Genomic DNA, 26815 nt, shown 5'->3' on the forward strand with positions numbered 1-26815 from the left:
CGGCAGGCGTCGATATGGCTGTAGCCTTGGTCCAGCACCAAGGCGGCAGCCTCTCGTTTAAACTCGGCGGAAAACGTACGTCGTTGCTTGCTCATCAGACACCTCTCTCACGGCGAGGATTTTCGCCTAAATCGGTGTCCGGGATCAGTAGACCACTACACTTTGTAATCCGGCACGAATCCCGCCAATAACCTTTTGAAGGGTGATTCGCCCTTGCTTTCCGTCTTTGCTTATTTCGCGACCATTGAAATAAACATCCTCTTGGGCACGGACGGTGAACGTTAACTCCGGCTGACACCAATTAGGCGTATTTGGAATCTCCGCTGAGATTTCTCCTCCCTTTGTACGAACAAAGACCCGCCCTTCACCCTGCCCCAGAGTTACCGTTGGAATGATGGTTAATATGATTCCAAGAATCGCAGGGCAGATCATGAGATAACCCATGTCTCCCCCTGCCTGCATGCGTTGATGGTGTCCTCATAGCGTTGGTTATCATTCGTGATAATAGTCTGCTTGACCTCCCGGCAATCATCCTTGGATGCCGTGGCAGGCGGGTTCTTTTCTTGTTGTTCTGAGGGTGTTGTCTTAGGAGCAGGAGATTTAACTACTGACGTTATTTGGTCTTTAGCCGGAGCCGCCACAACCTCTGTTTTGATGGTCGCGCCACTTTCAGTTTTGACGACTTGCGATTCCCCAGTATTCAGCGTGGTGTGCGTAGCGGTTTGGAGCTGATCTTTTTCTCTTTCTGTCAGGTACTTTGTGAGCGTATCCGCTATAAGATACCCACCTGCTGCACATAGCGCCGTCACCGTCGCTATTTTTTTACCTTTATAGATTTGATTACAAATTGCTCCTCCAATAGCCGTTCCCGCTATGGCAGGAACGTAATCTTGGGTTTTACATCCCGAAATAGCAAAAACAATCAACCCGAGCAGAATTGTTTTTCTGTATACAGAATACTCATACTGCATCTCTGACCTCCATGTGAGAGTGTAATCAGGAAAGGCTTCGGAAATAGAAAATAATTATTCCCGACTGCCTCCGCGTTAACGTTATTCTGATAAGACAAACCAATCCGCTGAAACCAGCAGATGAGAAGGGATAGTTTTGATCCGATACATGAATTGGCGAATTGCCATTATCTCGATTCTAGCCTCTCGACAGACGGTCGCCTGACGCGGCGAATCCGCCTGCTTCGCAGTCGGCACGGGCTCTATGCGCTTCCGCGCACCGGGCCAGTCGCTACGGCCTGCCCCGGCCATTCGGTAACGATCCCTTTCGGGGAAGAGCAGAGGGGTTCTTGGCCCCTCAAAATCAAGAAAAATAGACGGTATCCACCCGGACGCTTCGCTGGGCGGAGCCTCCGCGATTTTTCTTGATTTTTTCACGCCGGCCTTAGCCGCCCTAGTCGGCAGGGGTTCAGCGCACGCAATGCGCAAAACCCCAAAGCCGAAAGGAAAAGACCATGAGCCACGAAATCCGAATCTACGTTGCCGACCTTGCCGCCTATAACGCGGGCTATCTGCATGGCGTCTGGATTGACGCCACACAGGACATCGATGACATCCAAGACCAGATCACCGCCATGCTGGCGGAATCTCCAGTTGATGACGCAGAGGAATACGCCATCCACGACTATGAAGGCTTCGATGGCTACCATCTCAGCGAATACGCGGGCATTCATTCCGCCCACGACATCGCCTGTTTCATCGCGGACTATCCAGACTTCGGCGGGGCTCTACTCGCCAATCTCCACGACCTTGACGAGGCCCGCTGCATGGCCGAAGAGCACTATGTGGGCTGCCATGCCTCACTGGCCGACTACGCCCAGGAACTCACCGAACAAACGACCACCATGCCCCAGCACCTGGCCTATTACATCGACTATCAATCCATGGCCCGTGACATGGAGCTGGGCGGCGACGTGTTCACCCTCGAAACCGCCCCCGGCACGGTGCATGTCTTCCTTCGATCCGTACATGATTGTCGGATATAGTCAGAGCACACCGAATATGTTTTGTTTTTACTCACATAATTTCTTTGGCTACGCTATATATTCCAGTGCCTCTACCGATTTCTTTTGCTTCTTCCTTGAGATCATTTATTTCATTTCTTGCTTCTTCTTTTTTATCCGCGCTAGCATTGCTCTGTAAGATCGCTTGCGCCTGCTCAGTCTTGCGCTTTATGTCCTTCATTAGATAGTCCTTTGCCTCAGCTTGAGTGTCCATTACCTTAAGGCACCAGTCTGAGAATTTTTTCTGTCCTTCATTAGGGGTCGGCAGCAAAAGAGCAGACATACACAATTGCTTTTCATCGTCCGCAAGAACGATGTTGTTTACAATGCCTTCTACAGTCTTTGCTATTTCTTGAAGATGGGCCTCTGACCTTTGAGTTACCATGCCAGTTGTTTCTATTCTTACCCTTGTTTCTCCATCAGCAAGAACACCCTTTGTTTCAGCTATAGCCTTATCTATCACATCTCGATCACTTTTTAAGTCTGCAATTTTTTCGGCAAGGTCAGAAACTAGCTGATCCATTTCTGATGTATTAGCCTTAGCATCTGCTTTCTTAGCATCACTGACTTTCTTTTCTAGGGCCTTTTTCTCTGTTTCGAGCGCGGAAACTCTATCGTTGACTTTCTCTCTTTCAGTTCGTTGCTCAGAAAGTGACTTTGTAGCCTCAGCCCTTCCAGTTGTAGTCAAAGCTATTGGAGGCGATTTTATTGTTCCGGTGAGCTGCTCAATAGCCAACAAAGCTACTGTGTTTTTTTGGAACCGCCTCATGAGGAGATCATATTGAGGTGCACTTATAGCCCCAGACATGTAGCTCTCACACAACCGATATCCGAAATCCCGCAGTAATTGGATGCTTTGAGTGCGAACCCCCGTAAATGCCGCACCATCTTGCATAGCTAGTGCTAACTCCCCACTGGCCTTACCTGGATATCCACCTTTTGCCGCCAATTCGTAAGCAAATGAGGCCATTGCATCTGGACTAGGCTCTGCACACACAAAAACCCCATTATTTTTGTATTCTTTCTCGACTAATTTTCCCTCGGCATTGTATCTCTCTATTGTATTTTCGTCTGGTGCTACCAATATTGCCCTTTGTCGAATATCGACCATGGCACCCTCTCCACCAGCAACATCGAATGTTCGATAGATGCTGTTTAAATTAGCGCATCCACTAACAAGTATGGTTGAAATTAAAGAGACGAAAGCTCCCCTCATGGCACATAGCTCCTTTGCGTGTCTGTGATGGCATTTTGGTATAGCTCATGAGGCCGCAGCCCGCGACTAGGCCAAGAAAAATAATTTCTGTCTTAACCCTTAGGTGCAGGAACTCGGCAGGGTAGGTAGCCGCATCGCCTATCTCAGGGGCTACACATACGATGATCACTGTGTTTTCATACATCCTCAAACCAGTCCGGGAGCCTTACATGGCCGATGAAAAGCAGTTGATCGTGATCGCAACAGAAGCTGTGAACGTTTTTTCCAAGCTATTTGATGGGGCTGTCGTATCGTGCGGTAGTAATACCGCTTCTGTGAGAGCAAGCGGGACTGCCGCAGATTCAGTCGTTATAGACTGCCATCAGACAAACAAACGTATAGCGCTGCTCACCATGGATCAGTATCCCGATGAGTTTGCTATCGCCGTTTGTGACAAGAATAATCCTGATGACGTGAAATCTACCCGCTTGCCAATATCCGAATTGCTTACCAAAACAGTGATTGAACACATGGAAGCCAATTTTGCCAAATAGAAATACTGTCTGATTAGTTTTTCCACTTGCTCGCAGCGCTCTGCGCCACGAGCAAGTGGAAAAAGGAGGGAGAATGCCCAAGCCTAAATGGCGTTCATACGAAGAACTGGCCCAGCACATCATTAAGGAATTGGCCGCAGAATTTGGCCTTGATGATGTTGAGGGCAAACAAACCCTTCCCGGGGCGTCCGGAACAAACTGGGAAATTGACGCCAAAGGGATCAGAAGCGGGGACTCTGGCGTTATCCTGATCGAGTGCAGGTGCTATCCCAAAAGCCGCATCAAGCAAGAGCAGATGGCCGCAATCGCGTACCGGATCGGCGATATTGGTGCCGCAGGCGGAATCACGGTCAGTCCGCTTGAACCGCAGGAGGGAGCCAGAATCCTCGCGGAACATGAGAACATCACACACACGGTTCTTGACCCCGAGAGCACACCAGAAAACTACTTCGTCAAATTCCTGAACAAGGCTTTTGCAAAAGTCACCGAGACTATCGCCATCGGCGACTTTTACGAACTGGAAATCTGGAAAGACGGTAAACGTATCGATTGAGAGAATAGGTATTTCAATGAAGATCAAAGAACTTCAGCAGACGTTGGAGTGCTGGACATTCCGGCCCACCTGGTACACGTCGCACGCGATAGACACAGAGGCCATGGATGAAGCCATATCAAATATCCAGGCACTGGATTTCACCCCAAGCCGGGATGAACTGGCCGAAGCCATATACGAAAACGTAAAAAACATTCCGGCCATTCTGGATACGCCCACCGATCTCCGGAAAGCTGCTCGGGACTTCGCTGCAAAAATTTACTTACAGTTATAGCGATCATTTCAAGGCCAGGGAGAAACATTATGGCAACCAAAATGTATGCAGAGGAACATCTCTACCCTGTCGGCAAGGATGGTAAAGCTGACAAGTCACAAAACCCAACGACATTCGAGGTTTATGTCAGTAACTACCACGGTGACGATCAAATTTATCTGAAATTGGTCGATGACAGTGGTGAAGAAAAATATTTCCACTTGACCAAGGCACAAGCCAGCGAGCTATCGGAAGGACTGGATGGTGCAAATCATTATATCGGCTATGACAATAGTTGATGATTAACTGTCTCTGCCGCTCTAGTCATGGGCGCATACTCGGCGGTGTCTCTGGTTTCACACGAACACGGACATCCACACGCGCCCCTAGGGCGTTGAGAACGCCCATGAGCCGATCAATGCTGAATCGGTCGAGTTTGGCTTTGCGGATACGGGAAAAATCGGCGGCGTTGAACCCGGTCTGTTCCTGGGCCTGCCGGACGCTCAGACCTTGCTTGTCCAGTACCTTGATGATCTCTGCGCCCAGAATGGCTTTAAGCTGCCGCGCATCGGAATCGGCATAGCCCATATCCCGGTACACGTTGCCACTACCGCGCACAATCTCAATCGGTTCCTTGCTCATCGCAACATCTCCTTCAGTTGCTTCAAGCGCTTCCTGGCAAGATCAACCTCATGTTTCGGGGTCTTGATCCCGGAGGTCGATTTCTTCTGGAACGCATGAAGCACCCATATATCTTCGCCAATCTGCACCGCGTAAATAACGCGGTAGGCATTGCCGCGATAGGGCAGGGCGAGTTCAAAAACACCACTACCAAAGCCGACCATCGGCTTGGCAATGTCCGCCTTGCCGCCTTCGGCGGCCATGGTCAACGCATCCAGCAAGATTTCCCGACTCGCGTCCGGAAACCCCATAAACGCCTTCCGCGCCGCACTCACCCAGGATATGGGGCGTGTAACCCTAATAACACTCATCCTTAAGCCTTACTTAGTGTTGGCATATTTACCAACGCAGGTCAATAATTATCTCGTCCTCCGGTTCAGGGCAGATGCCATAACAAATCTGGCCTCAGTAAATCCATAAGTTTTCATCGGGAACACAGTGGTATGACCGGAAACAGCGTAAAGGCTTATCGCAGATGTGGAAAAACTTTACTCGCCAAACTAAAATCCTGCCCGAACACATAAGAGCGGCGCATTCATTTAACACAGAGAGAAATTATGATTCTCAGTCCTAAGTCACTAGAAAAGTTAAGGTTTCTGATAAATGAAGAGACTGAGTACCGATCAGGTCCCCAGCTTGTGCGATTCTTTAATGCGCTCGGGTTCAGTGACGCCTATGGGCAAGGCTTTCCTTCTCGCTGGATGTACACTGATGAGAGGCTTGCACTAATCAACGGTTCGCCTGAAATTGATAAGTGCATTAAAAGCGTTTTGAACCCGGAAAATTTTATTGATAAACTTTCTGAGCTTGACCAGCACATTGATTCATTTAATAAATTTCTAGTCTTTGATAAATGGAAGGTTGTCCGCCAGGGTGCAGATATAACCTTCAAGAAACTTGGTAAGGTAGAAGTTGAGGAACCGGTCAGCCAGAAGGGCGTAGAGACAGAGGATCAATTTCTTAAGCGAGAATTCTCCGACATATCAATCGTGAAAATCGGCTTGGATGGTTATATCTCGGAGGTGCTTGGTCAGCGGATTAAAGAGATAGAAAAGTGTTTTTCCGCAGGAGCTTATCTGTCTGTCATTCTCATTGCAGGAAGCACCTTGGAGGGCATTTTGCTCGGACTGGCAACTCAGTATCCGAGGCATTTCAACTCTGCAAACTCTTCGCCCAAGGATGGAGCCGGAAAGGTGCGGCAGTTTCATGATTGGACTCTCAGCGCGTTTATTGACGTAGCATACGAGCTGAAACTGGTTCAGCATGATATTCAACGATTTAGCCATACATTGCGTGATTTTCGGAATTACATACATCCATTTCAGCAGATGAGTTCAGGGTTTAACCCTCGTGAACATACTGCAAAAATCTGTTTGCAGGTTTTGAAGGCGGCAATTCATGAAATAAGTGAGAACATTTCGAACCTCAAGGCATCGTGAAATGCGGTTATAGGCGCACAGCCTTTTCATTTATGGTGGATCAATTTTCCTTAGGTGAGCGTATAGATGAGAAAGCTGAAATCCGAGCGACACCACTGGTGGCCAAGATGCGTTTCCAAGCACTGGGCGGATGCCGAGGGCTTTACACATTGGATTACGCCGGACGGTACATACAAGCGTGTGCCGCCCGCAAAGCTCGGAATGATCGGAAATGGGCACCATATCAAGCTCAGTCAGAATTCGGCAGATAGCTCGCCTTGGGATATGAGTTTTGAGCGCGAATTTGACGTGGCGGACGGTAATTTTCCAGCGCTCATAGAATGGCTGAATGCGCTTACAAGGCAGGAATTGTTTGACCGTGATTTACGAGATCGTTTTGTGTCCCAGCCATGCACTGACGATCAACTGAAGATTTTTACAGAGTGCGTGGTCTCCCTGGCTGTTCGTAGCCCTAAAAATAGAGAGGCGGCTGTTTCTGTAGCGGAGCAACTCAGGGGAGAACTCCCGACACCAGAAAGAAATGCGCTTATTGGTCTGAATTTGCGGCAGTCACAGCGAATGATCGCGGATAGTATCTGAGGACACGCCAAATTTGCCGTTCTCTTTTCATCCGGTAAAGAGTTCATATATGGCGACGGCTTTTTTAATAACGTCACGGGTGTCGGGAACCCTCCACATAGCCCCAAGATGATTGTTCCAATCATCCCCAAATGGCCGTGATAATCAGCAGGCCCACCTCTTTTATGGTGGAACCTCGGCTTTCTACTATCGTTTTATCGGATGATGAGATTGAGGCCTGTAACCATGCTGTTCATGGTTTACTCAAAAGGGGCGCTGTTCTACAGATCGGAGCGCCCCAACCTCATTGAGGCGTTCACCAGCGGTACGCATCTGGTCTACGAACATCCAGATAATCCAATGGACAACCTCATCAGAAGCATTCCGGGCATTCCCCCAAGAGACCGTTCATTGGACTTCCTGCTAGAACGCAAATGGGGAAAAACCTCCCAGTGAACCTCTGTTGTACTACAGCGTTTTCCAGCCTTAACCCGTAACCGCAAGATGTGTGTTGTAGTACAACACCCTATCTTGCCAAAGGGGGCGTACCGCCCCCTGTTGGATACCCCCTGCATACGGGCGCATTCAGGCATGAATGCCATCTGCGCCCGTGTAACGTCTGGCCGTTGCATCACCAGTCAGGGCGCTTTCAGGCTCCCCGACACCCCATGACCAAGGTGGAGATGTCCGCTCTCCCCTTGGAACCCCATCGACCAACCCTGCGCGGATTGGATGCGCGCCAACCTCATCGCGGTTGGATTGCGACCGGGGAGACTGCGCTCTCCCCGGAGCCCCATCGCTTTACAAGCCAAGTGCTATAGTGGGATTGCCTCTCACGGCATTTATGATGTTTAAATTATTGAATTATGATCCGTCATTGAGAGTTGGATATGGATAAGTTGTTGCATGCGATTTTGCGAGAAATTAAGACTGGCGTTACATCATTTGATTCCAGCAGCGCTGGCGGTGATATTAAAAAATTCCAAGACATAGCCAAAGCAGTGGTTTACGCCCATGACCAAGGGTATGTTTCTAGGGTTATTCCTCACATGGAGTCTATGAGCGGGCAGCTACGTTATGACTGCATATTAGTGAGCGGCGGACTGACATATCTGGGCGAGCAAACCCTCATTGAGCTCTCTGGCCAGCCGACACCAATTGATGAGGCGTTCTCTGACATTCTTAACCGCATTCCAAGCTACAACATCCGGGAGAAATGGGATAAAGCCCTTCATCGCCGTATAACAGACCCCAGCGGCGCAATTACCGCCGCCAGAAGCCTGCTTGAGGCCACGTTGAAATGGATCATTGAACAACGGGGTGGCAAGCCAACCGAAAACAACAAAGAATTGTTTAATCGGGCAATTGATGCGCTTGGGATTGAGATAAAGGGAAAGCCGATTGAGAAAACCACTAATGGTCTCAACACAATCATCTGGGGCATAGGTGAGATGAGGAATAACCATGGCGATGCGCACGGAGCGGCATCAAACAGTACGCCGCCGACTGTCAGTGAAGCGGGATTTTGCGTCAACCTGGCCGGAGCGGCGGCTTTATTTCTGTTGGAGGAGTTTGAGAACGGGGAGGCTTAGCCTCCCCGGAAACGATTTATCATTTTTCGTGAAACCACTGCCTGAAAGCATGCGAAAAGTAAATTTTTGTTGCATCTATGGTGGACTTCGTAGAGCAACTACCGTGGTTGGTCTTGACCTCGAACTTATACTCATTTCGGTCGATAAATCCAGGAAATAGAACGTATATGTCACGATGAGAGTCGACGTAAAGGCTACGGTATTCGTCTGCAAGATATTTTTGCTCTTTACAGTTGGGATCGCTCACTGGCCACCATGTGGCCTCCCGAACTTTTCGCCATTCGGTAATTCCAAAGGCTCGGAGCAAGAAGAATCTTGATTCACATTTCCTGTATAGCGTCAGTGACCGAATTACCGTAGCAACCGAGCCCGGACTGAACAAAACCAGTTTGAGAAGCACGTTCTCATCCAATTGTTCACTTGCTACATAGTCCAAGACAACAATACTACTCCTGTATGTTTCTCTGGATAGGAAATAAGCCCTGAGCTGGGTCTTCCTGTTTTTCAGATGGATTAACAATAGCGCCAGAGATATTACGAGGCTTGCCGAGCTCATCACCACATTCAAAACTTGATTATCGCCCATACACTATCCTGACATGGTTTCGGCTCTTGAGATTACAGGCCTGTTTGACTGGCTGTCACCACGCCAAAGTCAAAAGCCACCCCAAATGAGGTGGCTTTTGTTCTATCGGCCCAATTCCATTCCCCGGTCTGGACGCTCTCGGCCATTATCGTTTACCGGGCTATGCCCGCGCCCGAAATGCCTCTTCAAGTCCAGGGAGTGAGAGGCGGGACGTTCAAGGTAATCCGCAATGTCCCGGTGAAGCTCGGCAACCTGCTGGGTGTGCTCCTGCTTCATCTGGCGGATTTCCGCGTGCAGTAGCCGCCGATCCTCAATTTGCTTGAAGATCAGGCGTTCCCGCTCGGCCCGATCCCGTTGCCAGTTGAGCAGGGCTTCTTGCTCATTCTGGCGGCGGATACGGGCGTGCTTGCCCGTCATCCAATCCCACATGCCCCGAATCCCGGTGGAGAAACGCCGGGCGCGTTGCTGAGCCTCGTGCTCCCGGCGAGCCTTGTGCGCTTTCTCCAGCTCCGCCCGTTGTTCGCGCTGGCGCTGGACAGTCTCTTTGCGGCGTTGCTGGAGCGTGCTGGCTTGCCGTTTGTGAAAGGCTTCAAGCATCTGGATATGCTCGCGGAGCATGACCGTCATCCGCTCTGCATGGGCCTGTTTGGCCTGATCTACCGACATCAGGTCGGCGGCATCCCCAAGGCGGGCTTTCACCTCCTTGGCCCGGACACCGACATACTTGGCGATGGCGTAAACCTCACCGCGAAAGTCCACGGCCACATGCCCGCGGCGGTCACCACGGGCCAGCGTATAACCGCGCTCTTTCAGAGCCTTGGTGAACGTCTGGCGAGAATCGGCAATAGCCCAGCATTCCTGAAACATCCGTTTCAGAGCTTTGGGGTCATGACCGCCACGCTTGGCCTGTTGCCATTCGTTCAGGGTGAAGTTCGACGGGTCGCGCTCCCGGCTGTCCATGAACCCCCGTGGCATCTGCCAGCCGTTTTCAAGATAAAGCTGTTTGGATAAATCCCGGAGCTTCAGCTTGTAGTGCGGGAGGTTGATGGCCTTCATCTGTTCGGTGTCGATACGTGACCAGACAACATGCGCATGGCGGCGGCCTTCCTTTTCGTGGAAGACTACCGCGCGGGGCTGGCCGTCCAGCCCCAGCTTTTGTTCCACGGCCTCGATAGCCATCTCAAAGATGTGCGTGGGAACATTTTCCTGTAGCGGTGGGTTCATGCTCAGCGAGAACAGGAATTGCCGGGCACGGGTGCCACGGCTGACCGCGTAGGCTTCCTGAAAGGCTGATTCCAGGTCATCGGCTATGAATCCCCGGATGTCATGCGCATGGACATGCTCATTCTCTGCGGTATTGAGCAGGTGGCGGGCGAGCTGTTTGGCTCCCCCGCGTTGGCTTCCTTTGAGGATCATGGCGCATCCTCCCCGCGCAGGCCGAGGGCACTCATAAGATCGTTACGGATTGCCCGGACGGTCTCGCAGGCCCCCAGCAATTCCGCCTCGATTTCCTTGGCGACAGGCAATGCCCCGGTATGCGTAGCCTTGGCCAGTTGATTCAGGTTGCTGGAGAGCTGGGAACGGCCCAACTCCCCCAGTACCTTGGCCAAAGCCTGCTGATCCTTCACGGGCCTGTTTTTCCGCCGCCGAGGAGGCGGGGATGAGCCGTTAAACAACCGCTCCCGGATATAGGCCCCGAGGGGCATACATCTGGCTTCCTCTTCCAATTGCGCCCGTTCCTCCCAGCTCAGGCGCAGGGAGAACGGAGGCGGTGTTTTACGCTTGCTCAGGGCCGGATCAGGCCCGACCGCATCCTTGAAAAACCCGGAAATCGTAGGGGCCGACACATCATCAAAATGATTCATGGCGGCACCTATGGAGCAGGGCTATTGCGCTTCAAAAGCGCGTTCCATTCTTCCAAGGTATCGAAAAGGCGGTTCGACGTTTCTTCGTCGAGGTTCGCCATACATCTTCACCACGCCGAGGCGGGGTGAGCCACGAAGAAAGCGGCCAATGGCCGCTTTTTTCGTTTCCGTCGTCCCCTGCGTCTTCCGTTTTCTCCTTGTTTGCCGGATTTCCTGCTCCGTCGGTCCGCGCGCGGTAATCCCGCTGTCATCTTCCTCGTCTACAGCTGAAAGACACAGACGAACGAAAGGTGATCCGCGATGGACGACTACCAGGAAGAACTGCTGGAGCAGCATGCCGCCGAATGCGACCTGCCGGAGCCGGCGGACGACGCCACCGAGATGTGATCAGGCGCTCTGTCGCTGGGCGCGGCGGAATTCGCCGGGCGTCTGTCCGCTCCAGCGCTTGAAGGCGCGCTGGAAGGCTTCCGCCGAGGCGAAGCCGAGCAGGTAGGCGATTTCGCCGAAAGCCAGGTCGGTCTCGCGGATGTAGACCATCGCCAGGTCGCGGCGGGTGTCGTTGAGGATGCTGCGGAACTGGGTGCCTTCCTCGGCCAGCTTGCGCCGCAGGGTCCAGGTCGGCAACTTGAGGCGCGCGGCGACTTCCTCGAGGTCCGGCTCGCGGCCATTGAGCATCGGCCCCAGCAGGCGGCTGACGCGCTCGCGCCAACTGCGGGTGCGGGTCAACTGCTCCAGTTCGCGGTTGCAGAGTTCCAGCATCTGGCTCCAGGTGCTCGGACAGTGCTCGGCATTCGCCAGGGCCAGGCTGGCCTGGCTCAGGCGCAACTGGTTGGTCGGCGCGCCGAATTCCACCGGGCAGCCGAAGAATGCCTCGTAGCGCTCGGCCCAAGGCGGCGCTGGATATTCGATCTCCACCCGCTCCGCTTTCAACGGCTGCCTTGCCAGGGCGCCGAGATGGCTGATCCAGCCTGCCAGCACCGAATCGACGACGAAGCGGTTATAGGCGTTGTAAGGACTGATCGAATAGAAGCGCAGCCAGGCGCCGCCGGCGTCTTCCACCAGGCTCGACTGGCCCCGGTAGTTCTGCGCGTAAAGCGGTTCCAGGTGGATCATTGCCCGCGCGGCGGCGCGCAGGTTGGGCGCCTGGGCGACGCTGACGCCGGCCAGGCCCATCTGTCCGAGACGGCTCAGGCGGCCCATCTGCAGGCCGAGGGCGGGGTCGCCGCTGAGCTGTATGGCGGCATGGCCGAGGCGCATGTAGCGAGGGATCGACAGGCGCGCCCCGGGTTCGGCCAGGCGCCGCTGGTCGAGGCCGTACTGCTCGAGCAGTGGTGCGGGCTCGACGCCGGCGGCGAGCAGGGCGTCGGCCAGCGCCTGGACGAAGCCGACCGAGAGGTCGCCGAGGCGAACCCGGGGCGCGCTCATAGCCAGAGATTGACCAGTTGCGCACCGCCGCCGGGATTGGCCTGGCGCATGCCCTGCGACGAACCGAGCAGGCTTTGGCCGTCTTCGGTGACGTTCCACAGGCGGCTATGGGCGAAGGCCACGGCGGCGCCGCGCGCACCGCTGGCCAGCAGGCGCTCGCCGACCGCCAGGCGCTGCCAGGCCTCGGCGTTGCTCAGGCTGTTCGGCGCCAGGCGCACGTCGCCGGGAACCAGCTCGGCATCGAAGCCGGGCCAGGGTTGCTGCCAGCGACCGCTCTGGTTCAGGGCGGCGGGGATCGCCAGCAGTTCGACGCGCTGTTCGACCAGGGTGGCGTAGGTGTCCGGGTACCAGCTGTCGGTGCCGATCAGCACGCCCAGGCGTCCTGCCGGCGTATCCAGCACCTGCAGGCGCTCGCCGCGACCGTTGTTGAGGTAGCTCAGTTCGTGGCGGGTCGGGAACACCTTGCGTTGCGGCTGGCCGAGCGGCCGGCCATCGGGACCGAAGGTCAGGCTGACGTTGTACAACTGGCCGGTGCCGGGACGCAGCTCGCCGTCCTCGACCTCGGGGTCGGGCAGGACGATGGAGCCGGCGACCACCGTCACCTTGAAATCATGGGCGAGCCCGCCGAACAGGGTTTGGTAGTCGTGGGCCATGTCCACCGCCTTCATCCGGAACAGGGTGTCGGTGAGACGCTGTTCGCCGCGCGCGGTGATCCAGCCGCGCGCCACCTTCAGCGGGTTGCTCGCGGCCATCCAGTCCATCGCCGTGGGCCAGTCGGCGGCGGCATAGACCTCGGGCTTCTCGCCGCTGGCCACCAGCCAGGTGCCGACATGCTCGGGGAACACCACCACCGTGCGCTCGTTGAGCAGGCCCTGGCGGCGGGCATTTTCCAGGTAGGCGTGGAATTTCAGCTGCAACCGTTCGGCGCTCTGGTAGTCCGGCGTGAACAGTTCCGGCTGGACCGCCAGCAGGTTGCCGCGCTCGCCGGGCTGGCCCTGGACCACGCTGACCTGGCTGCGCAGGTCGGACAGGTAGTGGCCTACCGGGCGGCGTTCGGCCCAGCCGGCGTAGGCGGCGAAGAGGGTGATGAGGATCAGGAAGATCAGCTTGCGCATGCGGGTCTCCAAGGCAGCCCACAGGGTAGGGGAGTGGCGTCGGCTTGCCAAGCATCCCTGTGCATTCCGATCAGTAACTTGTCATTTAGGATCATTGAGCGCTCCGGTGGCGCTCCTTAGAGTCGTCGCCATACCGACCGCTGCCCGTGCCGCGCATTGCGCCCGAGGCCGCGGCATATCCGTGAACGCGTTTCGCCCGATGTGGAGACCCCCGATGACCGCCGCCGTTCCCTATCCGCACCTGCTCGCCCCGCTGGACCTCGGCTTCACCACCCTGCGCAACCGCACCCTGATGGGGTCCATGCACACTGGCCTGGAAGAGAAGCCGCAGGGCTTCGAGCGCATGGCGGCGTATTTCGCCGAACGCGCCCGTGGCGGCGTCGGCCTGATGGTCACCGGCGGCATCGGCCCGAACGAAGAGGGCGGCGTGTATTCCGGCGCGGCCAAGCTGAGCACGCCGGAAGAGGCGGAGAAGCACAGGATCGTGACCCAGGCGGTGCACGAGGCGGGCGGCAAGATCTGCATGCAGATCCTGCATGCCGGCCGCTACGCCTACAGCCCGAAGCAGGTGGCGCCGAGCGCGATCCAGGCGCCGATCAATCCGTTCAAGCCCAAGGAACTCGACGAGGAAGGCATCGAGAAGCAGATCGCCGACTTCGTCAACTGCGCCAGCCTGGCCCAGGTCGCCGGCTACGATGGCGTCGAGATCATGGGGTCGGAAGGCTACTTCATCAACCAGTTCCTCGTGCAGCACACCAACCAGCGCACCGACCGCTGGGGCGGCAGCTACGAGAACCGCATGCGCCTGCCGGTGGAGATCGTCCGCCGGGTGCGCGAGGCGGTGGGGCCGAACTTCATCATCATCTATCGCCTGTCCATGCTCGACCTGGTCGAGGGCGGCAGCAGTTGGGACGAGATCGTGCTGCTGGCCAAGGCCGTCGAGAAGGCCGGCGCGACCCTGATCAACACCGGTATCGGCTGGCACGAGGCGCGCATCCCGACCATCGCCACCAAGGTACCGCGCGCGGCCTTCACCAAGGTCACCGCCAAGTTGCGCGGCGAGGTCGGCATCCCGCTGATCACCACCAACCGCATCAACACCCCCGAGGTGGCGGAGAAGGTCCTGGCCGAGGGCGATGCCGACATGGTCTCCATGGCCCGGCCGTTCCTCGCCGACCCGGATTTCGTCAACAAGGCCGCCGCCGGCCACGCCGAACGGATCAACACCTGCATCGGCTGCAACCAGGCCTGCCTCGACCACACCTTCGGCGGCAAGCTGACCAGTTGCCTGGTCAACCCGCGCGCCTGCCACGAAACAGAGCTGAACTACATTCCCACCGCCAGGCCGAAGAAGATCGCCGTGGTCGGCGCCGGCCCGGCCGGCCTGGCCGCCGCCACCGTGGCCGCCGAGCGTGGGCACCGGGTCAGCCTGTTCGACGCCGCCGGCGAGATCGGCGGGCAGTTCAACGTGGCCAAGCGGGTTCCCGGCAAGGAAGAGTTCCACGAGACCCTGCGCTACTTCCGCAACAAGCTGGAGAGCACCGGCGTCGAGCTGCACCTGAACCGCCGGGTCGGCGTGGACGATCTGGTCGCGGGCGGCTACGACGAGATCGTCCTCGCCACCGGCATCGTCCCGCGCACGCCGGCGATCCCCGGCATCGAGCATCCGAAGGTGATCAGCTACCTGGATGCGATCCTCGAGCGCAAGCCGGTGGGCGGCAAGGTGGCGGTGATCGGCGCCGGCGGCATCGGCTTCGACGTCTCCGAATTCATCACCCATGCCGGTCCGTCCACCAGCCTGGAGCGCGAAGCGTTCTGGAAGCAGTGGGGGATCGATACCCGCCTGGAGGCCCGCGGCGGCATCGCCGGGGTCAAGGCCGAGGTGCATCCGGCAGCGCGCCAGGTGTTCCTCCTGCAACGCAAGAAGAGCAAGGTCGGCGACGGCCTCGGCAAGACCACCGGCTGGATCCATCGCGCCGGCCTGAAGAACAAGCAGGTGCAGATGGTGAATGCCGTGGAGTATCTCGGGATCGACGACGCCGGCCTGCATATCCGCGTTGCCGAGGGCGAGCCGCAGGTGCTGCCGGTGGATACCGTGATCGTCTGCGCCGGCCAGGACCCACTGCGCGAGTTGCAGGACGGCCTGCTGGCGGCCGGCCGGAGCGTGCACCTGATCGGCGGCGCCGATGTCGCCGCCGAGCTGGATGCCAAGCGCGCCATCAACCAGGGTTCGCGCCTGGCTGCCGAACTCTGAGAACCTGTCCGCGATCTGTTGCGTAGCGGAGAAACTGCGTTGAAAACGGCTTTTCTCCAGCTCGCACAGGTTCTGCGTATCGTCCCTGTCCGCGCTCGTCGGCGCGGCGGGGCGCTGCGCACCGGTTTGGTGAACGGTGGCGCTCTGCCACGGTGATCTCCGTCCGCTCAAAACCCGACCGCTTCACAATTTCCCCTACCGCTCGGCGGGCCGTCCGGCATCGCCCGGGTGTCTGCCAACCCAGTCACATTGCCCGCGACATTTTTTCCCCTAGACTTGCCCGAACAACGAGATAGCGCCTGTTTTTCAGGTGACATGCCAGATGGGTACTGCCGGATGCGGGCCGCCTCGCCAGGCGTTCGAGGGTTAGCGATGAGCATGCAGAAAAAGCCACAGATGGCGGAGGCCGTGCTGTTCTTCAACGACAGCGGCGTCTGCAAGGAAATGCTGTATCCCGAATTCGAGGCGCTGCTCGATGGCCTGGTGCGCATGCCGGAATACGCCGACCGGCAGATGCACCTGGCCTATGTGTTGATCAATCCGCGCCTGCAGGCGCGGGCGGCGGTGTTCTTCTATCTCGATTTCGACGAGCAGGGCGGCGCCGACACCGGCTGGAACCTGCCTCTGCGCAACCTCGCCGAGCGCGCCGGACGCGGCCCCGACATGGGCGGCGGGCCGATCCGCCTGGCCTGTCGCAGCCAGTGCCCGGTGTCCTGGCACCAGATGCACCTGTGGGACCCGGAGAGCAGCGCCGGACGCAACCATTTCGTACTCATCCGCGACGCGCTCAGGCGCAACCAGCTCGGCCTGCTGGTGGACGAGGAGCCTGCCGCGGTGGAGCCGCAGCGGCTGCAGATGGCCGCCGAAGAACAATGGTACGCCGCCGGTCCCGCCGCCCCGAAGGCAGCGCCCGCGGAGCCTCCGCGCAAGCAGGAGGACGAGCAGGCGGCGCGCCTGGCGCAACTGGTCAAGCAGCAGCGGCAACAGCTCGCCGCCCTGGCCCGGCAGCACGAGCAGCGCCTGGCCGGGCTCGCCCGGCAGCACGAAGAGGAACTGGCCAGGCGCGAACAGGACGCCCGCGGGCAACTGGACATCCTGCGCAGCGAAGTGCTCAGCCTGCAACAGGCCCTGGAACGGCAGGCGCGGGAGAACGCCGAGTTGCAGCAGCGTCTGCTGGAGCAGGGCGAGCAGTTCCAGCGCAACCGCGAGGAACTGACCCGGCAACTGCGTTTCATCGAGAACCAGGGGCGCAACGAGACCGACCTGCTGCGCTCGGAGTTCGCCGACGAACTGGAGGCTCGGGTGGCGGTGGCGGTGGCCGGCTACAAGGAGCAGGTCTCGATCCGCGACGTCGAACTGGCCTACCGCAACGAGCTGGACCAGCAACTGGAGCAGGAACTGGCCGAGCTGCGCGCCGAGCGCGACCGTCTGGCCGCCCAGGGGCCGGAGCAACTGCTGGAGCGTCTATCCGGCCAGGGCGTGGTATTCGTCGCCTACCATCCCGGCGCCGGGCACCTGACCATCCCCTTGCAGGACATCCCGCGTTACCAGGACAATCCGCTGGCCTACGCGGCGGCCAAGTGCTTCGTCTCCGAGAGCCAGTACCGCCAGTGGCTGGACCACTTCCAGCAGCCGCGCTGCGAGGCGCTGCTGCCCGGCGGCGAACGCTGCAACCTGCCGCTCGACCGGGTCGACAACCCGGCGCGCTTCGTCGCCGGCGACACCAACTGCTGCGCCCGGCACAAGACCACGGGGCGCCTGCGCACCGTGAGCTGACTCCTTGCCGTTTCCCCACTGGTCACCGCATACACCCTTGCAGCGTCTCGAACTCGACTGGCTGCAACGGGCCGGGGTCGAACTGGCGCTGCTGCGCCTGGACCAGGCCGATCCGTTGATCTCCGGCAACAAGGGGTTCAAGCTCGCGCCACACCTGGCGCTGGCCCGCGAGCAGGGGCTGGACGGCCTGATCAGCCTCGGCGGCGCCCACTCCAACCACCTGCACGCGCTGGCCGGCGCCGGCGCGCGTTTCGATTTCCGTTGCGTCGGCCTGTTGCGCGGACACGAAGTCGATACGCCGACGGTGCGCGACCTGCGCAGTCTCGGCATGGAACTGCACTGGCTCGGCTACGGTGGCTATCGCCAGCGGCATGCCGCCGGCTTCTGGCTTCCCTGGCGGGAACGTTACCCAGGTTTGCTGCCGGTCGCCGAGGGCGGTGGCGGGCTGCTGGGCGCGCGCGGTTGCATCGGACTGGTGGAGCGCATAGCGACCCAGTTGCCGACGCTCGGCTGGGACGATTACGACGCGATCTGGGTGGCCGCCGGTACCGGTACGACACTGGCCGGCCTGGTGCTCGGCGAGGCCGGGCGGCATCCCGTGGTGGGCGCGCTGGCGGTGCCGGAGGACCATGGCGTCGCCGCCCAGGTCGCGGCGACCCTTGCCGAGGCGGGCTGGGCCGATGCCGGCTATCGCCTGCTGGAAGCCAGCCGTGGTGGTTTCGCCCGCCTCGATGGGCGATTGGCGCGGTTCATCGTCGAGTTCGAGACGGCCAGCGGCGTCGCCCTCGAACCGCTGTACACCGGCAAGCTGCTGCTCGCCCTGCGCGAGGCCGTGGAGAGCGGCGCGGTGGCTCGCGGCAGCCGTTTGGTGGCGCTGCACAGCGGAGGCCTGCAGGGCCGCCGGGCATTGCAGGAGCGTTTGCTGGCGTTGCTCTGATCAGGCATCCGCGGCCTGGCGCGCGCTACCCCACAGGCTGAGCCCCGGGGGCCAGTCGTCGCTGGCCAGGAACAGGCGCTCGGCCTCTACCCAGTAGCCGTCGCGCGGCACCACCCTTACCAGCATTTGCGGACGTGCCTCGTCGGCGAAGGCGATGTTCCAGCAGGCGCCGTCGCGCGGTGGGTCGAGCGGGTCCTGCCGCCGCATGGCCGGCGCCAGCCAGTGCTCGCGCGACAGATGCAGCCAATGCTGCCCGGCCTGCGGTCCGGCCAGGCTGGCCAGGTACGCCGGCCAGTCGCGCTGGCGGAGCCAGCGGCCACGCAGATGCCGTGGCTCGATGTCGGCGGGCAGGCTGCCCGGCCCGGGCCAGGGATGGAACAGGTAGCCGCTCAGCCACAATGCGGAAACGGCCGATTCGGCGCCATGGGCGGCCAGCACCTGGCGACCCTCGCGGGTCGCCGCCAGCGGCAACTGGTGTCGGCAGAGGTGTTCCAGCTTGCGTGACAGGCGGTCCTGGCCGCCGGGCCCGAGCCAGTCGCCGGGGCCGGACTGGGGCCCCAGGTAGAGTTTGATCGCCAGTTCCAGGTGGTGGATGCCGTCGTCGTCCCGCAGCAGCAGGTCGAGTTCGCCAAGGGTATGCCCGCCGTCGCGCACCGGCAGGTTGGCGGCGATCAGGCGCACGTCCGGGGCTTGTTCCAGGGCGAATTGCCAGAGATGTTCGTAGTACAGGCCGAGACGCTGCCGTGGCCACTGCGCGAGCCAGGCGGCGAGGTGCTGCGGCTGTCGCTCCTGTTCGCGCAACCAGGCGGCCAGGCGCTCCGGCTCCTGGCGCCAGCGGCTGGCGGCGAGCGGATGGCGCTGCGGCTCCGGGGTCCGGCGCAGCAACGGCGGGGCGAGCAGGGTCCAGGCCAGGTCGCGGACGGCCGGGTGGCGCAATTCGTCGAGCAGTTCGGTCAGCAGCGTCATACCCAGAGGTTAGCCGGGTTGCGCCACTCGCGGCGATTTCCCGTACATGCGCGGGTTTGCCGCTGTCCGCGGCTTTCGCCCATAATCCGCTCTATCCCGCCCGCCAGCTTTTCGCAGGAACCGCATGGAACCCTTTCGCAATATCGGCATCATCGGCCGCCTCGGCAGCACCCAGGTGCTGGATACCATCCGCCGGCTGAAGAAATTCCTGATCGATCGCCACCTGCATGTGATCCTCGAGGACACCATCGCCGAAGTCCTGCCCGGACACGGCCTGCAGACCTGCTCGCGGAAGATCATGGGCGAAATCTGCGACCTGGTGGTGGTGGTCGGCGGCGATGGCAGCATGCTCGGCGCGGCCCGCGCGCTGGCCCGGCACAAGGTGCCGGTGCTGGGGATCAACCGCGGTAGCCTGGGCTTCCTCACCGACATCCGCCCGGATGAACTGGAGGCCAAGGTCGGCGAGGTGCTGGACGGCCAGTACATCGTCGAGAGCCGCTTCCTCCTCGATGCCCAGGTGCGTCGCGGTATCGACTCGATGGGGCAGGGCGATGCGCTCAACGACGTGGTCCTGCACCCGGGCAAGTCGACCCGGATGATCGAGTTCGAGCTGTATATCGACGGCCAGTTCGTCTGCAGCCAGAAGGCCGACGGCCTGATCGTCGCCACGCCCACCGGTTCCACCGCCTACGCGCTGTCCGCCGGCGGTCCGATCATGCATCCGAAGCTGGATGCCATCGTCATCGTGCCGATGTACCCGCACATGCTTTCCAGCCGCCCGATCGTGGTGGACGGCAACAGCGAGCTGAAGATCGTCGTGTCGCCGAACATGCAGATCTACCCGCAGGTCTCCTGCGACGGGCAGAACCATTTCACCTGCGCCCCCGGCGATACCGTGACGATCAGCAAGAAGCCGCAGAAGCTGCGCCTGATCCACCCCATCGACCACAACTACTACGAGATCTGCCGGACCAAGCTCGGCTGGGGCAGCCGCCTGGGCGGAGGCGACTGATGCAACTCGACCCCGGACGTGGCTACGACCTGATCGGCGATGTCCACGGCTGCGCGCATACCCTGGACCGCCTCCTCGACCTGCTCGGCTACCGCCTGCAGGGCGGCGTCTGGCGCCATCCGCGGCGCCAGGCGTTGTTCCTCGGCGACATCGTCGACCGCGGCCCGCGCATCCGCGAGGCCCTGCACAGGGTGCACGCGATGGTCGACGCCGGCGAGGCGCTGTGCATCATGGGCAACCACGAATTCAACGCGCTCGGCTGGAGCACCCCGGCGGCGCCCGGCAGCGGCCGCCAGTACGTCCGCGAGCATACGCCGCGGCATGCCCGGCTGATCAAGGAGACCCTCGAGCAGTTCGAGGGCCACGACGCCGACTGGCGCGACTTCCTCGGCTGGTTCCAGCAACTGCCGCTGTTCCTCGATGCCGGGCGCTTCCGCATGGTCCATGCCTGCTGGGACGGCGAACTGATCGCGACCCTGCGCCGGCAGTTCCCCGACGGGCGGATCAGCGAAGCCTTCCTGCAGGAGTCGGCGGAGCCCGGCAGCTTCGCCGACCTGGCCTGCAACCGCCTGCTGCGCGGTACCGACATGCGCCTGCCGCACGGTGCCACGCTGACCAGCAGCGATGGCTATACGCGCGCCTTCTTCCGCACCAAGTTCTGGGTCGAGGACGAGGCGCCGCGCACCTACGGCGATATCGTCTTCCAGCCCGACGCGTTGCCCGAAGCGATCGCCCGCGAGCCGCTCAGCGAGGAGCAGAAGTCCAGCCTGCTGACCTACGGCGCCGACGAACCGCTGTTGTTCGTCGGCCACTACTGGCGACGCGGCACGCCGGCGCCGATCCGGCCGAACCTGGCCTGCCTGGACTACAGCGCGGTGATGTACGGCAAGCTGGCGGCCTACCGCCTGGATGAGGAAACCCGCCTGGACCGGCACAAGTTCGTCTGGGTCGAAGTGAAGCGGCCGGAGGCTGACGAGTGAGCGCGGTGCAGGTCCTGAAGTTTCCCCTGTCGGTCGACCTGGCCGGCTTCGTCGGCCTGCTGCGGCGTCTGAACGTGCCGCACCGGGTCAGCGAGGAATCCGGCCAGCAGGTCCTCTGGGTGCCCGACGAGCGGCTCGCCGAGCAGGTCCGCGAGTTGTACCGGCGTTATCCCGAAGGCGATCCGCAGGCGACCCTGGAGGCCGCGCCGCGACCGGCGGGGCAGGGTTTCGTCCGGCAACTGCGGATGAGCCCGATGACCGCCGCGGTGTTGCTGCTGACCTTCGTCGTCGCCGCCGTCACCTACCTTGGCGACAACTTCGCGACGATGCGCTGGCTGACCTTCCAGGACTTCCGTATCCAGGGCCAGTACGCGCTGTTCACGCCGTTGGCCGAGAGCCTGGCGGCGGGTCAATGGTGGCGGCTGTTCACGCCGATGCTGATCCACTTCGGCTGGCTGCACCTGGCGATGAACGCCATGTGGTTCTGGGAGCTGGGCCGGCGCATCGAATTCCGCCAGGGCCGTCCGATGCTGCTCGGCCTGACCCTGTTGTTCGGCCTGGTGTCCAACGTGGTGCAGTACGCGGTGAGCGGCGCCAGCCTGTTCGGCGGGTTGTCCGGGGTGCTCTATGGCCTGCTCGGGCACTGCTGGATCTTCCAGTACCTGGCGCCGAACCAGGCCTATCGCCTGCCCAGGGGCGTCGTGGCGATGATGCTGATCTGGCTGCTGGTGTGCCTGTCCGGGGTGATCGACCTGCTCGGCTTCGGCTCCATCGCCAACGGCGCGCACGTTGGCGGGCTGCTGGTCGGTTGCCTCAGCGGTTTGCTGGGCGGCCTGCTGGCGCGGCGTCGCCGTTGAGCGAGGGGCTGCGGCAGCTTCGATGTGCGCCGCCGGCCCCGGCCCGGTAGAATGGCCGGTACGCCTTTTCACCGGAGCCGGCCATGTCGTCCTTCAATCAAGCGATCGAGAACATCACTCCTGAGATCTACCAGAACCTCAAGCTGGCCATCGAGATCGGCAAGTGGCCGGACGGCCGCAAGCTGACCCAGGAGCAGAAGGAACTCTGCCTGCAGGCGGTGATCGCCTGGGAGCTGCAGAACCTCCCCGAGGAGGAGCGCACCGGCTACATGGGCCCGCAGCACTGCTCCTCGCATTCCGACGAGCCGATCCCGAACATCCTGTTCAAGTCGGACTCCGTGCACTGATGGAAGAAATCGCCCGCGGCGCGCTGAGCAAGATGACGGCGCGCCTGGAAAGCAATGCTCCCGTGCAATACGCCTTCCGCCTCGACGACCGCGAAGTCGCGGTGAACCCGCTGATCGGCCGGCCGCTGCGCCTGGAGTACCTCGGCAGCATCTTCTGCACCCATTGCGGCCGCAAGACGAAGAAGAGTTTCAGCCAGGGCTATTGCTATCCCTGCTTCACCCGGCTGGCGCAGTGCGACAGTTGCATCGTCAGCCCGGAGAAGTGCCACTACGAGCAGGGCACCTGCCGCGAACCGGAGTGGGGCGAGCGGTTCTGCATGACCGACCACGTGGTGTACCTGGCCAACTCCTCCGGGGTGAAGGTCGGCATCACCCGCGCCAGCCAGATTCCCACCCGCTGGATCGACCAGGGCGCGCGCCAGGCGCTGCCGATCCTGCGCGTGGCCACCCGCCAGCAGTCCGGCCTGGTGGAAGACCTGCTGCGCAGCCAGGTCGCCGACCGCACCAATTGGCGGGCCATGCTCAAGGGCGAGGCCGAGCCGGTCGATCTGGCGGCAGTCCGCGAGCAGTTGTTCGACCAGTGCGCCGACGGCCTGCGCGAATTGCAGCAACGTTTCGGCCTGCAGGCGATCCAACCGGTTATCGACCTCGATCCGCTCGAGATCGCCTACCCGGTCGAGGCCTACCCGAGCAAGGTCGCCAGCCTCGACCTGGAAAAAACGCCTATCGTCGAAGGCACGCTTCGCGGTATCAAGGGCCAGTACCTGATCCTCGACACCGGGGTGATCAACATTCGCAAATACACGGCCTACCAGATCGCCGTGCATCACTGAGCAGAAGGGCCACAAGCCATGCGCACCGAGCAACCGAAAGTCATCCACCTCAAGGACTATCAGGCGCCGGACTACCTGATCGACGAGACCCACCTGAAGTTCGAACTGTTCGAAGACCACAGCCTGGTACACGCCGAGCTGAAGCTGCGGCGCAACCCCGAGCGCGGCGCCGGCCTGCCGCCGCTGTTGCTGCATGGCCAGCAACTGGAGCTGCTGGCGCTCGAACTGGACGGCCAGGCGCTCGGCGCGGACGACTACCAGCTGGACGACGAGCAGCTCGGGGTGCAACCGCGGCAGGCCGAGTTCGTCCTCAGGAGCACGGTGCGTATCCATCCGGAGAGCAACACCGCGCTGGAAGGCCTGTACAAGTCCGGCAAGATGTTCTGCACCCAGTGCGAGGCCGAGGGTTTCCGCAAGATCACCTATTACCTCGACCGTCCCGACGTGATGAGTCGCTTCACCACCACCGTCAGTGCCGAACAGCAGCGCTACCCGGTGCTGCTCTCCAACGGCAACCCGGTGGCCAGCGGTTCCGAAGGCAACGGCCGGCACTGGGCGACCTGGGAAGACCCGTTCAAGAAGCCGGCCTACCTGTTCGCCCTGGTCGCCGGCGACCTCTGGTGCGTCGAGGACAGCTTCCGCACCATGAGCCAGCGCGACGTGGCGCTGCGCATCTACGTCGAGCCGGAGAACATCGACAAGGTCCAGCACGCCATGGACAGCCTGAAGAAGTCGATGCGCTGGGACGAGGAGGTCTACGGCCGCGAGTACGACCTGGACATCTTCATGATCGTCGCGGTCAACGACTTCAACATGGGCGCGATGGAGAACAAGGGCCTCAACATCTTCAACTCCAGTTGCGTCCTGGCCCGCGCCGAAACCGCCACCGATGCCGCCCACCAGCGGGTCGAGGGCGTGGTGGCGCATGAGTATTTCCACAACTGGTCGGGCAACCGGGTGACCTGCCGCGACTGGTTCCAGCTGTCGCTCAAGGAAGGCTTCACCGTATTCCGCGACTCGGAATTCTCCGCCGACATGAACTCGCGCACGGTCAAGCGCGTCGAGGACGTCGCCTTCCTGCGCACCAACCAGTTCGCCGAGGACGCCGGGCCGATGGCGCATCCGGTGCGCCCCGACTCGTTCATCGAGATTTCCAACTTCTACACCCTGACCGTCTACGAGAAGGGCTCGGAAGTGGTGCGGATGATCCACACCCTGCTCGGCGCCGAAGGCTTCCGCAAGGGCTCGGACCTGTACTTCCAGCGCCACGACGGCCAGGCGGTGACCTGCGACGATTTCGTCAAGGCCATGGAAGACGCCAATGGCGTCGACCTGACCCAGTTCAAGCGCTGGTACAGCCAGTCCGGCACTCCGCGCCTGGCGGTGGAAGGCGAGTACGACGCCGCCGCCCGCCGCTACACCCTGACGGTGCGCCAGAGCTGCCCGCCGACTCCCGGCCAGCCGAGCAAGGAACCCTTCGTCATCCCGCTGGAGCTGGGCCTGCTCGACGGCCAGGGCCACGAACTTCCGCTGCGCCTGGAAGGCGAGGCCGCGGCCCAGGGCGGCAACCGTGTGCTGGCGGTGACCGAGGCCGAGCAGCGCTTCGTCTTCGTCGAGGTGCCGGAGCAGCCGCTGCCATCGCTGCTGCGCGGCTTCTCCGCGCCGGTGAAACTGAGCTTCCCCTACAGCCGCGACCAGTTGCTGTTCCTCATGCAGCACGACAGCGACGGCTTCAACCGCTGGGAGGCCGGCCAACAGCTTTCGGTGCAGGTCCTGCAGGAGCTGATCGGCCAGCACCAGCGCGGCGCGCAACTGGTACTCGACCCGCGCCTGATCGAGGCCTACCGCACCCTCCTGGCGGACGAGGCGCTGGACCAGGCGATGGTCGCCGAGATGCTCTCGCTGCCCAGCGAGGCCTATCTCACCGAGATCAGCGAAGTCGCCGATGTCGACGCGATCCATGCCGCCCGCGAATTCGCCCGCCAGCGTATCGGCGAAGCGCTGTTCGAGCCGCTGTGGCAGCGTTACCAGGCCAACCGCAAGATTTCCCGCGACACCGCCTACCTCGCCGAGGCCTCGCACATCGCCCGGCGCAGCCTGCAGAATATCGCGCTGTCCTACCTGTCGCTGTCGGGCCGGGAGGAAATCCTCGCCGCCTGCCTGGAGCAGTACGAAGGCTGCGACAACATGACCGAGCGCCTGACCGCCCTGGCGGTGCTGGTCAACTCCGGCTTCGAGGCGGAGAAGGGCAAGGCCCTGGCCATGTTCGCCGACTACTTCAAGGACGACCCGCTGGTGATGGACCAGTGGTTCAGCGTGCAGGCCGGCTCGCCGCTGCCGGGCGGGCTGGAGCGGGTCCAGGCGCTGATGCAGCACCCGGCCTTCACCCTGAAGAACCCGAACAAGGTGCGCGCGCTGATCGGCGCGTTCGCCAACCAGAACCTGGTCAACTTCCATCGTCCTGACGGCGCCGGCTATCGCTTCCTCGCCGACCAGGTGATCGTGCTCAACGCACTCAACCCGCAGATCGCCTCGCGCCTGCTGGTGCCGCTGACCCGCTGGCGCAAGTACGACGAGGCGCGGCAAGCGCTGATGCGCGGCGAGCTGGAACGCATCCTGGCCTCCGGCGAGCTGTCCAGCGACGTCTACGAAGTGGTGAGCAAGAGCCTGGCCTGATCCGCCAGCTTCTCCCGGAAGAGGGTGTTACTGGCCACTGGCTGGTAACGCCCTTTGTTACTTCTGGGAATCGCTTCACTGTTTTCCATTGATGGAGCCCGCTTAATCGTGTTTCGCGAACCACCCTGCGCAGGCTCTGCGAAGGGACTTTTCGCGCCATTGGCGGAATTCGCCTGGCGCGTTTTGTCGGACACTTCCTGTTTTCTGGTCAGTGAATGAACAGTCATCTGGCAGGAAGTCCTGTTTTTGTCGCAATCCATTGAATTCCCTGGAGGATTCCGCTGAATTGGCATCCCGGTTGCACTGCCTCGTCGCGCGGTTCCCTTTCGTCGACGCGAGGCCGGTGA

The 26815-nt window shown here is 60.5% G+C and carries 31 protein-coding genes; 18 read left to right on the forward strand and 13 right to left on the reverse strand.

The window, feature by feature from the left end; translation table 11 throughout:
* The 3 genes from HMPREF2914_RS32460 to HMPREF2914_RS32470 all read right to left on the reverse strand — a co-directional run.
* A partial coding sequence (locus HMPREF2914_RS32460; RefSeq protein ID WP_070656343.1) for an IS3 family transposase occupies positions 1–95 on the reverse strand: 95 nt, incomplete at its 3' end.
* Between the two features lie 49 nt (positions 96–144).
* A complete protein-coding gene (locus HMPREF2914_RS32465) occupies positions 145–444 on the reverse strand; it encodes a hypothetical protein (protein ID WP_124128750.1) in 300 nt (99 codons plus the stop codon).
* Positions 429–971: a hypothetical protein gene (locus HMPREF2914_RS32470; protein ID WP_124128749.1), complete on the reverse strand. Its 543-nt coding sequence runs from the start codon at positions 969–971 to the stop codon at positions 429–431. Before HMPREF2914_RS32470 ends, HMPREF2914_RS32465 begins: the two co-directional genes overlap by 16 nt.
* A gap of 494 nt (positions 972–1465) precedes the next feature.
* Between HMPREF2914_RS32470 and HMPREF2914_RS24575 the strand changes: the two genes are divergently transcribed.
* Positions 1466–1996 (forward strand): antirestriction protein ArdA, encoded by a 531-nt coding sequence (locus tag HMPREF2914_RS24575; protein ID WP_023091555.1) that lies wholly within the window; start codon positions 1466–1468, stop codon positions 1994–1996.
* A gap of 31 nt (positions 1997–2027) precedes the next feature.
* Here HMPREF2914_RS24575 and HMPREF2914_RS32475 read toward each other — a convergent pair whose 3' ends face one another.
* On the reverse strand, positions 2028–3230 hold the full coding sequence (locus HMPREF2914_RS32475) for a hypothetical protein (RefSeq protein ID WP_023091556.1): 1203 nt from the start codon (positions 3228–3230) through the stop codon (positions 2028–2030).
* A 209-nt stretch (positions 3231–3439) separates the two neighbouring features.
* Here HMPREF2914_RS32475 and HMPREF2914_RS32480 point away from each other — a divergent pair, with 209 nt between their 5' ends.
* The 4 genes from HMPREF2914_RS32480 to HMPREF2914_RS32485 all read left to right on the forward strand — a co-directional run bounded on the left by HMPREF2914_RS32480 (position 3440) and on the right by HMPREF2914_RS32485 (position 4868).
* Positions 3440–3763 (forward strand): hypothetical protein, encoded by a 324-nt coding sequence (locus tag HMPREF2914_RS32480; protein WP_124128748.1) that lies wholly within the window; start codon positions 3440–3442, stop codon positions 3761–3763.
* 73 nt (positions 3764–3836) lie between these two features.
* Entirely contained in the window at positions 3837–4316 is a 480-nt protein-coding gene (locus HMPREF2914_RS24580) for a hypothetical protein (protein WP_023091557.1), read from the forward strand.
* A gap of 16 nt (positions 4317–4332) precedes the next feature.
* The gene (locus HMPREF2914_RS24585; protein ID WP_023981129.1) at positions 4333–4590 is read left to right on the forward strand and encodes a hypothetical protein; all 258 of its coding nucleotides are present in this window, start codon (positions 4333–4335) and stop codon (positions 4588–4590) included.
* A gap of 29 nt (positions 4591–4619) precedes the next feature.
* Positions 4620–4868 (forward strand): hypothetical protein, encoded by a 249-nt coding sequence (locus tag HMPREF2914_RS32485; protein WP_023091558.1) that lies wholly within the window; start codon positions 4620–4622, stop codon positions 4866–4868.
* Between the two features lie 25 nt (positions 4869–4893).
* On the opposite strand, the gene HMPREF2914_RS24590 is transcribed toward HMPREF2914_RS32485, so the two are convergent.
* Positions 4894–5211: a helix-turn-helix domain-containing protein gene (locus HMPREF2914_RS24590; RefSeq protein WP_023091559.1), complete on the reverse strand. Its 318-nt coding sequence runs from the start codon at positions 5209–5211 to the stop codon at positions 4894–4896.
* A complete protein-coding gene (locus tag HMPREF2914_RS24595) occupies positions 5208–5561 on the reverse strand; it encodes a type II toxin-antitoxin system RelE/ParE family toxin (RefSeq protein WP_031278580.1) in 354 nt (117 codons plus the stop codon). Before HMPREF2914_RS24595 ends, HMPREF2914_RS24590 begins: the two co-directional genes overlap by 4 nt.
* Before the next feature lie 246 nt (positions 5562–5807).
* Between HMPREF2914_RS24595 and HMPREF2914_RS31965 the strand changes: the two genes are divergently transcribed.
* The 4 genes from HMPREF2914_RS31965 (at position 5808) to HMPREF2914_RS24600 (ending at position 8839) form a co-directional block, all read left to right on the forward strand.
* Complete coding sequence (locus HMPREF2914_RS31965) at positions 5808–6689, forward strand: hypothetical protein (RefSeq protein WP_023091561.1); 882 nt, start codon at positions 5808–5810, stop codon at positions 6687–6689.
* Positions 6690–6755: 66 nt separating this feature from the next.
* Positions 6756–7268 (forward strand): hypothetical protein, encoded by a 513-nt coding sequence (locus HMPREF2914_RS32490; RefSeq protein ID WP_124128747.1) that lies wholly within the window; start codon positions 6756–6758, stop codon positions 7266–7268.
* A gap of 225 nt (positions 7269–7493) precedes the next feature.
* Positions 7494–7703 (forward strand): hypothetical protein, encoded by a 210-nt coding sequence (locus tag HMPREF2914_RS32495; RefSeq protein WP_023091562.1) that lies wholly within the window; start codon positions 7494–7496, stop codon positions 7701–7703.
* Positions 7704–8137: 434 nt separating this feature from the next.
* Complete coding sequence (locus HMPREF2914_RS24600) at positions 8138–8839, forward strand: abortive infection family protein (protein WP_023091563.1); 702 nt, start codon at positions 8138–8140, stop codon at positions 8837–8839.
* A 19-nt stretch (positions 8840–8858) separates the two neighbouring features.
* On the opposite strand, the gene HMPREF2914_RS32500 is transcribed toward HMPREF2914_RS24600, so the two are convergent.
* From HMPREF2914_RS32500 to HMPREF2914_RS24620, 6 genes are all read right to left on the reverse strand, one after another.
* Positions 8859–9425 (reverse strand): hypothetical protein, encoded by a 567-nt coding sequence (locus HMPREF2914_RS32500; RefSeq protein ID WP_124128746.1) that lies wholly within the window; start codon positions 9423–9425, stop codon positions 8859–8861.
* A gap of 102 nt (positions 9426–9527) precedes the next feature.
* Complete coding sequence (locus HMPREF2914_RS24605; protein WP_023091564.1) at positions 9528–10841, reverse strand: relaxase/mobilization nuclease domain-containing protein; 1314 nt, start codon at positions 10839–10841, stop codon at positions 9528–9530.
* Complete coding sequence (locus HMPREF2914_RS24610; RefSeq protein WP_023091565.1) at positions 10838–11290, reverse strand: hypothetical protein; 453 nt, start codon at positions 11288–11290, stop codon at positions 10838–10840. The genes HMPREF2914_RS24605 and HMPREF2914_RS24610 overlap by 4 nt, the downstream gene beginning before the upstream one ends.
* Before the next feature lie 21 nt (positions 11291–11311).
* Complete coding sequence (locus tag HMPREF2914_RS32695) at positions 11312–11626, reverse strand: hypothetical protein (protein ID WP_153514923.1); 315 nt, start codon at positions 11624–11626, stop codon at positions 11312–11314.
* Positions 11627–11677: 51 nt separating this feature from the next.
* A complete protein-coding gene (locus tag HMPREF2914_RS24615; protein WP_003091367.1) occupies positions 11678–12715 on the reverse strand; it encodes an AraC family transcriptional regulator in 1038 nt (345 codons plus the stop codon).
* Complete coding sequence (locus HMPREF2914_RS24620; RefSeq protein ID WP_003138526.1) at positions 12712–13830, reverse strand: carbon-nitrogen hydrolase family protein; 1119 nt, start codon at positions 13828–13830, stop codon at positions 12712–12714. The genes HMPREF2914_RS24615 and HMPREF2914_RS24620 overlap by 4 nt, the downstream gene beginning before the upstream one ends.
* A gap of 214 nt (positions 13831–14044) precedes the next feature.
* On the opposite strand from HMPREF2914_RS24620, the gene HMPREF2914_RS24625 reads away from it, so the two are divergent.
* The 3 genes from HMPREF2914_RS24625 to HMPREF2914_RS24635 all read left to right on the forward strand — a co-directional run bounded on the left by HMPREF2914_RS24625 (position 14045) and on the right by HMPREF2914_RS24635 (position 18797).
* Entirely contained in the window at positions 14045–16084 is a 2040-nt protein-coding gene (locus HMPREF2914_RS24625; protein WP_003091351.1) for an NADPH-dependent 2,4-dienoyl-CoA reductase, read from the forward strand.
* Positions 16085–16420: 336 nt separating this feature from the next.
* Positions 16421–17860 (forward strand): hypothetical protein, encoded by a 1440-nt coding sequence (locus HMPREF2914_RS24630; protein WP_003138529.1) that lies wholly within the window; start codon positions 16421–16423, stop codon positions 17858–17860.
* Between the two features lie 37 nt (positions 17861–17897).
* A complete protein-coding gene (locus tag HMPREF2914_RS24635; RefSeq protein WP_023091566.1) occupies positions 17898–18797 on the forward strand; it encodes a 1-aminocyclopropane-1-carboxylate deaminase/D-cysteine desulfhydrase in 900 nt (299 codons plus the stop codon).
* On the opposite strand, the gene HMPREF2914_RS24640 is transcribed toward HMPREF2914_RS24635, so the two are convergent.
* On the reverse strand, positions 18798–19763 hold the full coding sequence (locus HMPREF2914_RS24640) for a DUF1853 family protein (RefSeq protein ID WP_003091344.1): 966 nt from the start codon (positions 19761–19763) through the stop codon (positions 18798–18800).
* Between the two features lie 124 nt (positions 19764–19887).
* Between HMPREF2914_RS24640 and HMPREF2914_RS24645 the strand changes: the two genes are divergently transcribed.
* The 6 genes from HMPREF2914_RS24645 (at position 19888) to pepN (ending at position 26468) form a co-directional block, all read left to right on the forward strand.
* Positions 19888–20775, forward strand: a complete 888-nt coding sequence (locus tag HMPREF2914_RS24645; protein WP_003091343.1) for an NAD(+) kinase — start codon at positions 19888–19890, stop codon at positions 20773–20775.
* On the forward strand, positions 20775–21755 hold the full coding sequence (locus HMPREF2914_RS24650; protein ID WP_003091336.1) for a metallophosphoesterase: 981 nt from the start codon (positions 20775–20777) through the stop codon (positions 21753–21755). Before HMPREF2914_RS24645 ends, HMPREF2914_RS24650 begins: the two co-directional genes overlap by 1 nt.
* A complete protein-coding gene (locus tag HMPREF2914_RS24655; RefSeq protein WP_003104987.1) occupies positions 21752–22612 on the forward strand; it encodes a rhomboid family intramembrane serine protease in 861 nt (286 codons plus the stop codon). The genes HMPREF2914_RS24650 and HMPREF2914_RS24655 overlap by 4 nt, the downstream gene beginning before the upstream one ends.
* A gap of 83 nt (positions 22613–22695) precedes the next feature.
* On the forward strand, positions 22696–22959 hold the full coding sequence (locus tag HMPREF2914_RS24660; protein ID WP_003104989.1) for a YeaC family protein: 264 nt from the start codon (positions 22696–22698) through the stop codon (positions 22957–22959).
* Positions 22959–23792: a DUF2797 domain-containing protein gene (locus HMPREF2914_RS24665; RefSeq protein ID WP_003091329.1), complete on the forward strand. Its 834-nt coding sequence runs from the start codon at positions 22959–22961 to the stop codon at positions 23790–23792. Before HMPREF2914_RS24660 ends, HMPREF2914_RS24665 begins: the two co-directional genes overlap by 1 nt.
* A gap of 18 nt (positions 23793–23810) precedes the next feature.
* Positions 23811–26468, forward strand: coding sequence for an aminopeptidase N (gene pepN, locus HMPREF2914_RS24670; protein WP_022580539.1), 2658 nt, complete (start codon positions 23811–23813; stop codon positions 26466–26468).
* Positions 26469–26815: the final 347 nt, after the last annotated feature.

The sequence above is a fragment of the Pseudomonas sp. HMSC067G02 genome, assembly GCF_001813485.1.
Lineage (GTDB): Bacteria > Pseudomonadota > Gammaproteobacteria > Pseudomonadales > Pseudomonadaceae > Pseudomonas > Pseudomonas aeruginosa.

Excerpts from the sequence above, each read along its gene's own strand:
- HMPREF2914_RS32465 (WP_124128750.1), bottom strand. The coding sequence starts at position 444 with ATGGGTTATCTCATGATCTGCCCTGCGATTCTTGGAATCATATTAACC.
- HMPREF2914_RS32470 (WP_124128749.1), bottom strand. The coding sequence starts at position 971 with ATGCAGTATGAGTATTCTGTATACAGAAAAACAATTCTGCTCGGGTTG.
- HMPREF2914_RS24575 (WP_023091555.1), top strand. The coding sequence starts at position 1,466 with ATGAGCCACGAAATCCGAATCTACGTTGCCGACCTTGCCGCCTATAAC.
- HMPREF2914_RS32475 (WP_023091556.1), bottom strand. The coding sequence starts at position 3,230 with ATGAGGGGAGCTTTCGTCTCTTTAATTTCAACCATACTTGTTAGTGGA.
- HMPREF2914_RS32480 (WP_124128748.1), top strand. The coding sequence starts at position 3,440 with ATGGCCGATGAAAAGCAGTTGATCGTGATCGCAACAGAAGCTGTGAAC.
- HMPREF2914_RS24580 (WP_023091557.1), top strand. The coding sequence starts at position 3,837 with ATGCCCAAGCCTAAATGGCGTTCATACGAAGAACTGGCCCAGCACATC.
- HMPREF2914_RS24585 (WP_023981129.1), top strand. The coding sequence starts at position 4,333 with ATGAAGATCAAAGAACTTCAGCAGACGTTGGAGTGCTGGACATTCCGG.
- HMPREF2914_RS32485 (WP_023091558.1), top strand. The coding sequence starts at position 4,620 with ATGGCAACCAAAATGTATGCAGAGGAACATCTCTACCCTGTCGGCAAG.
- HMPREF2914_RS24590 (WP_023091559.1), bottom strand. The coding sequence starts at position 5,211 with ATGAGCAAGGAACCGATTGAGATTGTGCGCGGTAGTGGCAACGTGTAC.
- HMPREF2914_RS24595 (WP_031278580.1), bottom strand. The coding sequence starts at position 5,561 with ATGAGTGTTATTAGGGTTACACGCCCCATATCCTGGGTGAGTGCGGCG.
- HMPREF2914_RS31965 (WP_023091561.1), top strand. The coding sequence starts at position 5,808 with ATGATTCTCAGTCCTAAGTCACTAGAAAAGTTAAGGTTTCTGATAAAT.
- HMPREF2914_RS32490 (WP_124128747.1), top strand. The coding sequence starts at position 6,756 with ATGAGAAAGCTGAAATCCGAGCGACACCACTGGTGGCCAAGATGCGTT.
- HMPREF2914_RS32495 (WP_023091562.1), top strand. The coding sequence starts at position 7,494 with ATGCTGTTCATGGTTTACTCAAAAGGGGCGCTGTTCTACAGATCGGAG.
- HMPREF2914_RS24600 (WP_023091563.1), top strand. The coding sequence starts at position 8,138 with ATGGATAAGTTGTTGCATGCGATTTTGCGAGAAATTAAGACTGGCGTT.
- HMPREF2914_RS32500 (WP_124128746.1), bottom strand. The coding sequence starts at position 9,425 with ATGGGCGATAATCAAGTTTTGAATGTGGTGATGAGCTCGGCAAGCCTC.
- HMPREF2914_RS24605 (WP_023091564.1), bottom strand. The coding sequence starts at position 10,841 with ATGATCCTCAAAGGAAGCCAACGCGGGGGAGCCAAACAGCTCGCCCGC.
- HMPREF2914_RS24610 (WP_023091565.1), bottom strand. The coding sequence starts at position 11,290 with ATGAATCATTTTGATGATGTGTCGGCCCCTACGATTTCCGGGTTTTTC.
- HMPREF2914_RS32695 (WP_153514923.1), bottom strand. The coding sequence starts at position 11,626 with ATGCTGCTCCAGCAGTTCTTCCTGGTAGTCGTCCATCGCGGATCACCT.
- HMPREF2914_RS24615 (WP_003091367.1), bottom strand. The coding sequence starts at position 12,715 with ATGAGCGCGCCCCGGGTTCGCCTCGGCGACCTCTCGGTCGGCTTCGTC.
- HMPREF2914_RS24620 (WP_003138526.1), bottom strand. The coding sequence starts at position 13,830 with ATGCGCAAGCTGATCTTCCTGATCCTCATCACCCTCTTCGCCGCCTAC.
- HMPREF2914_RS24625 (WP_003091351.1), top strand. The coding sequence starts at position 14,045 with ATGACCGCCGCCGTTCCCTATCCGCACCTGCTCGCCCCGCTGGACCTC.
- HMPREF2914_RS24630 (WP_003138529.1), top strand. The coding sequence starts at position 16,421 with ATGCGGGCCGCCTCGCCAGGCGTTCGAGGGTTAGCGATGAGCATGCAG.
- HMPREF2914_RS24640 (WP_003091344.1), bottom strand. The coding sequence starts at position 19,763 with ATGACGCTGCTGACCGAACTGCTCGACGAATTGCGCCACCCGGCCGTC.
- HMPREF2914_RS24645 (WP_003091343.1), top strand. The coding sequence starts at position 19,888 with ATGGAACCCTTTCGCAATATCGGCATCATCGGCCGCCTCGGCAGCACC.
- HMPREF2914_RS24650 (WP_003091336.1), top strand. The coding sequence starts at position 20,775 with ATGCAACTCGACCCCGGACGTGGCTACGACCTGATCGGCGATGTCCAC.
- HMPREF2914_RS24660 (WP_003104989.1), top strand. The coding sequence starts at position 22,696 with ATGTCGTCCTTCAATCAAGCGATCGAGAACATCACTCCTGAGATCTAC.
- HMPREF2914_RS24665 (WP_003091329.1), top strand. The coding sequence starts at position 22,959 with ATGGAAGAAATCGCCCGCGGCGCGCTGAGCAAGATGACGGCGCGCCTG.
- pepN (WP_022580539.1), top strand. The coding sequence starts at position 23,811 with ATGCGCACCGAGCAACCGAAAGTCATCCACCTCAAGGACTATCAGGCG.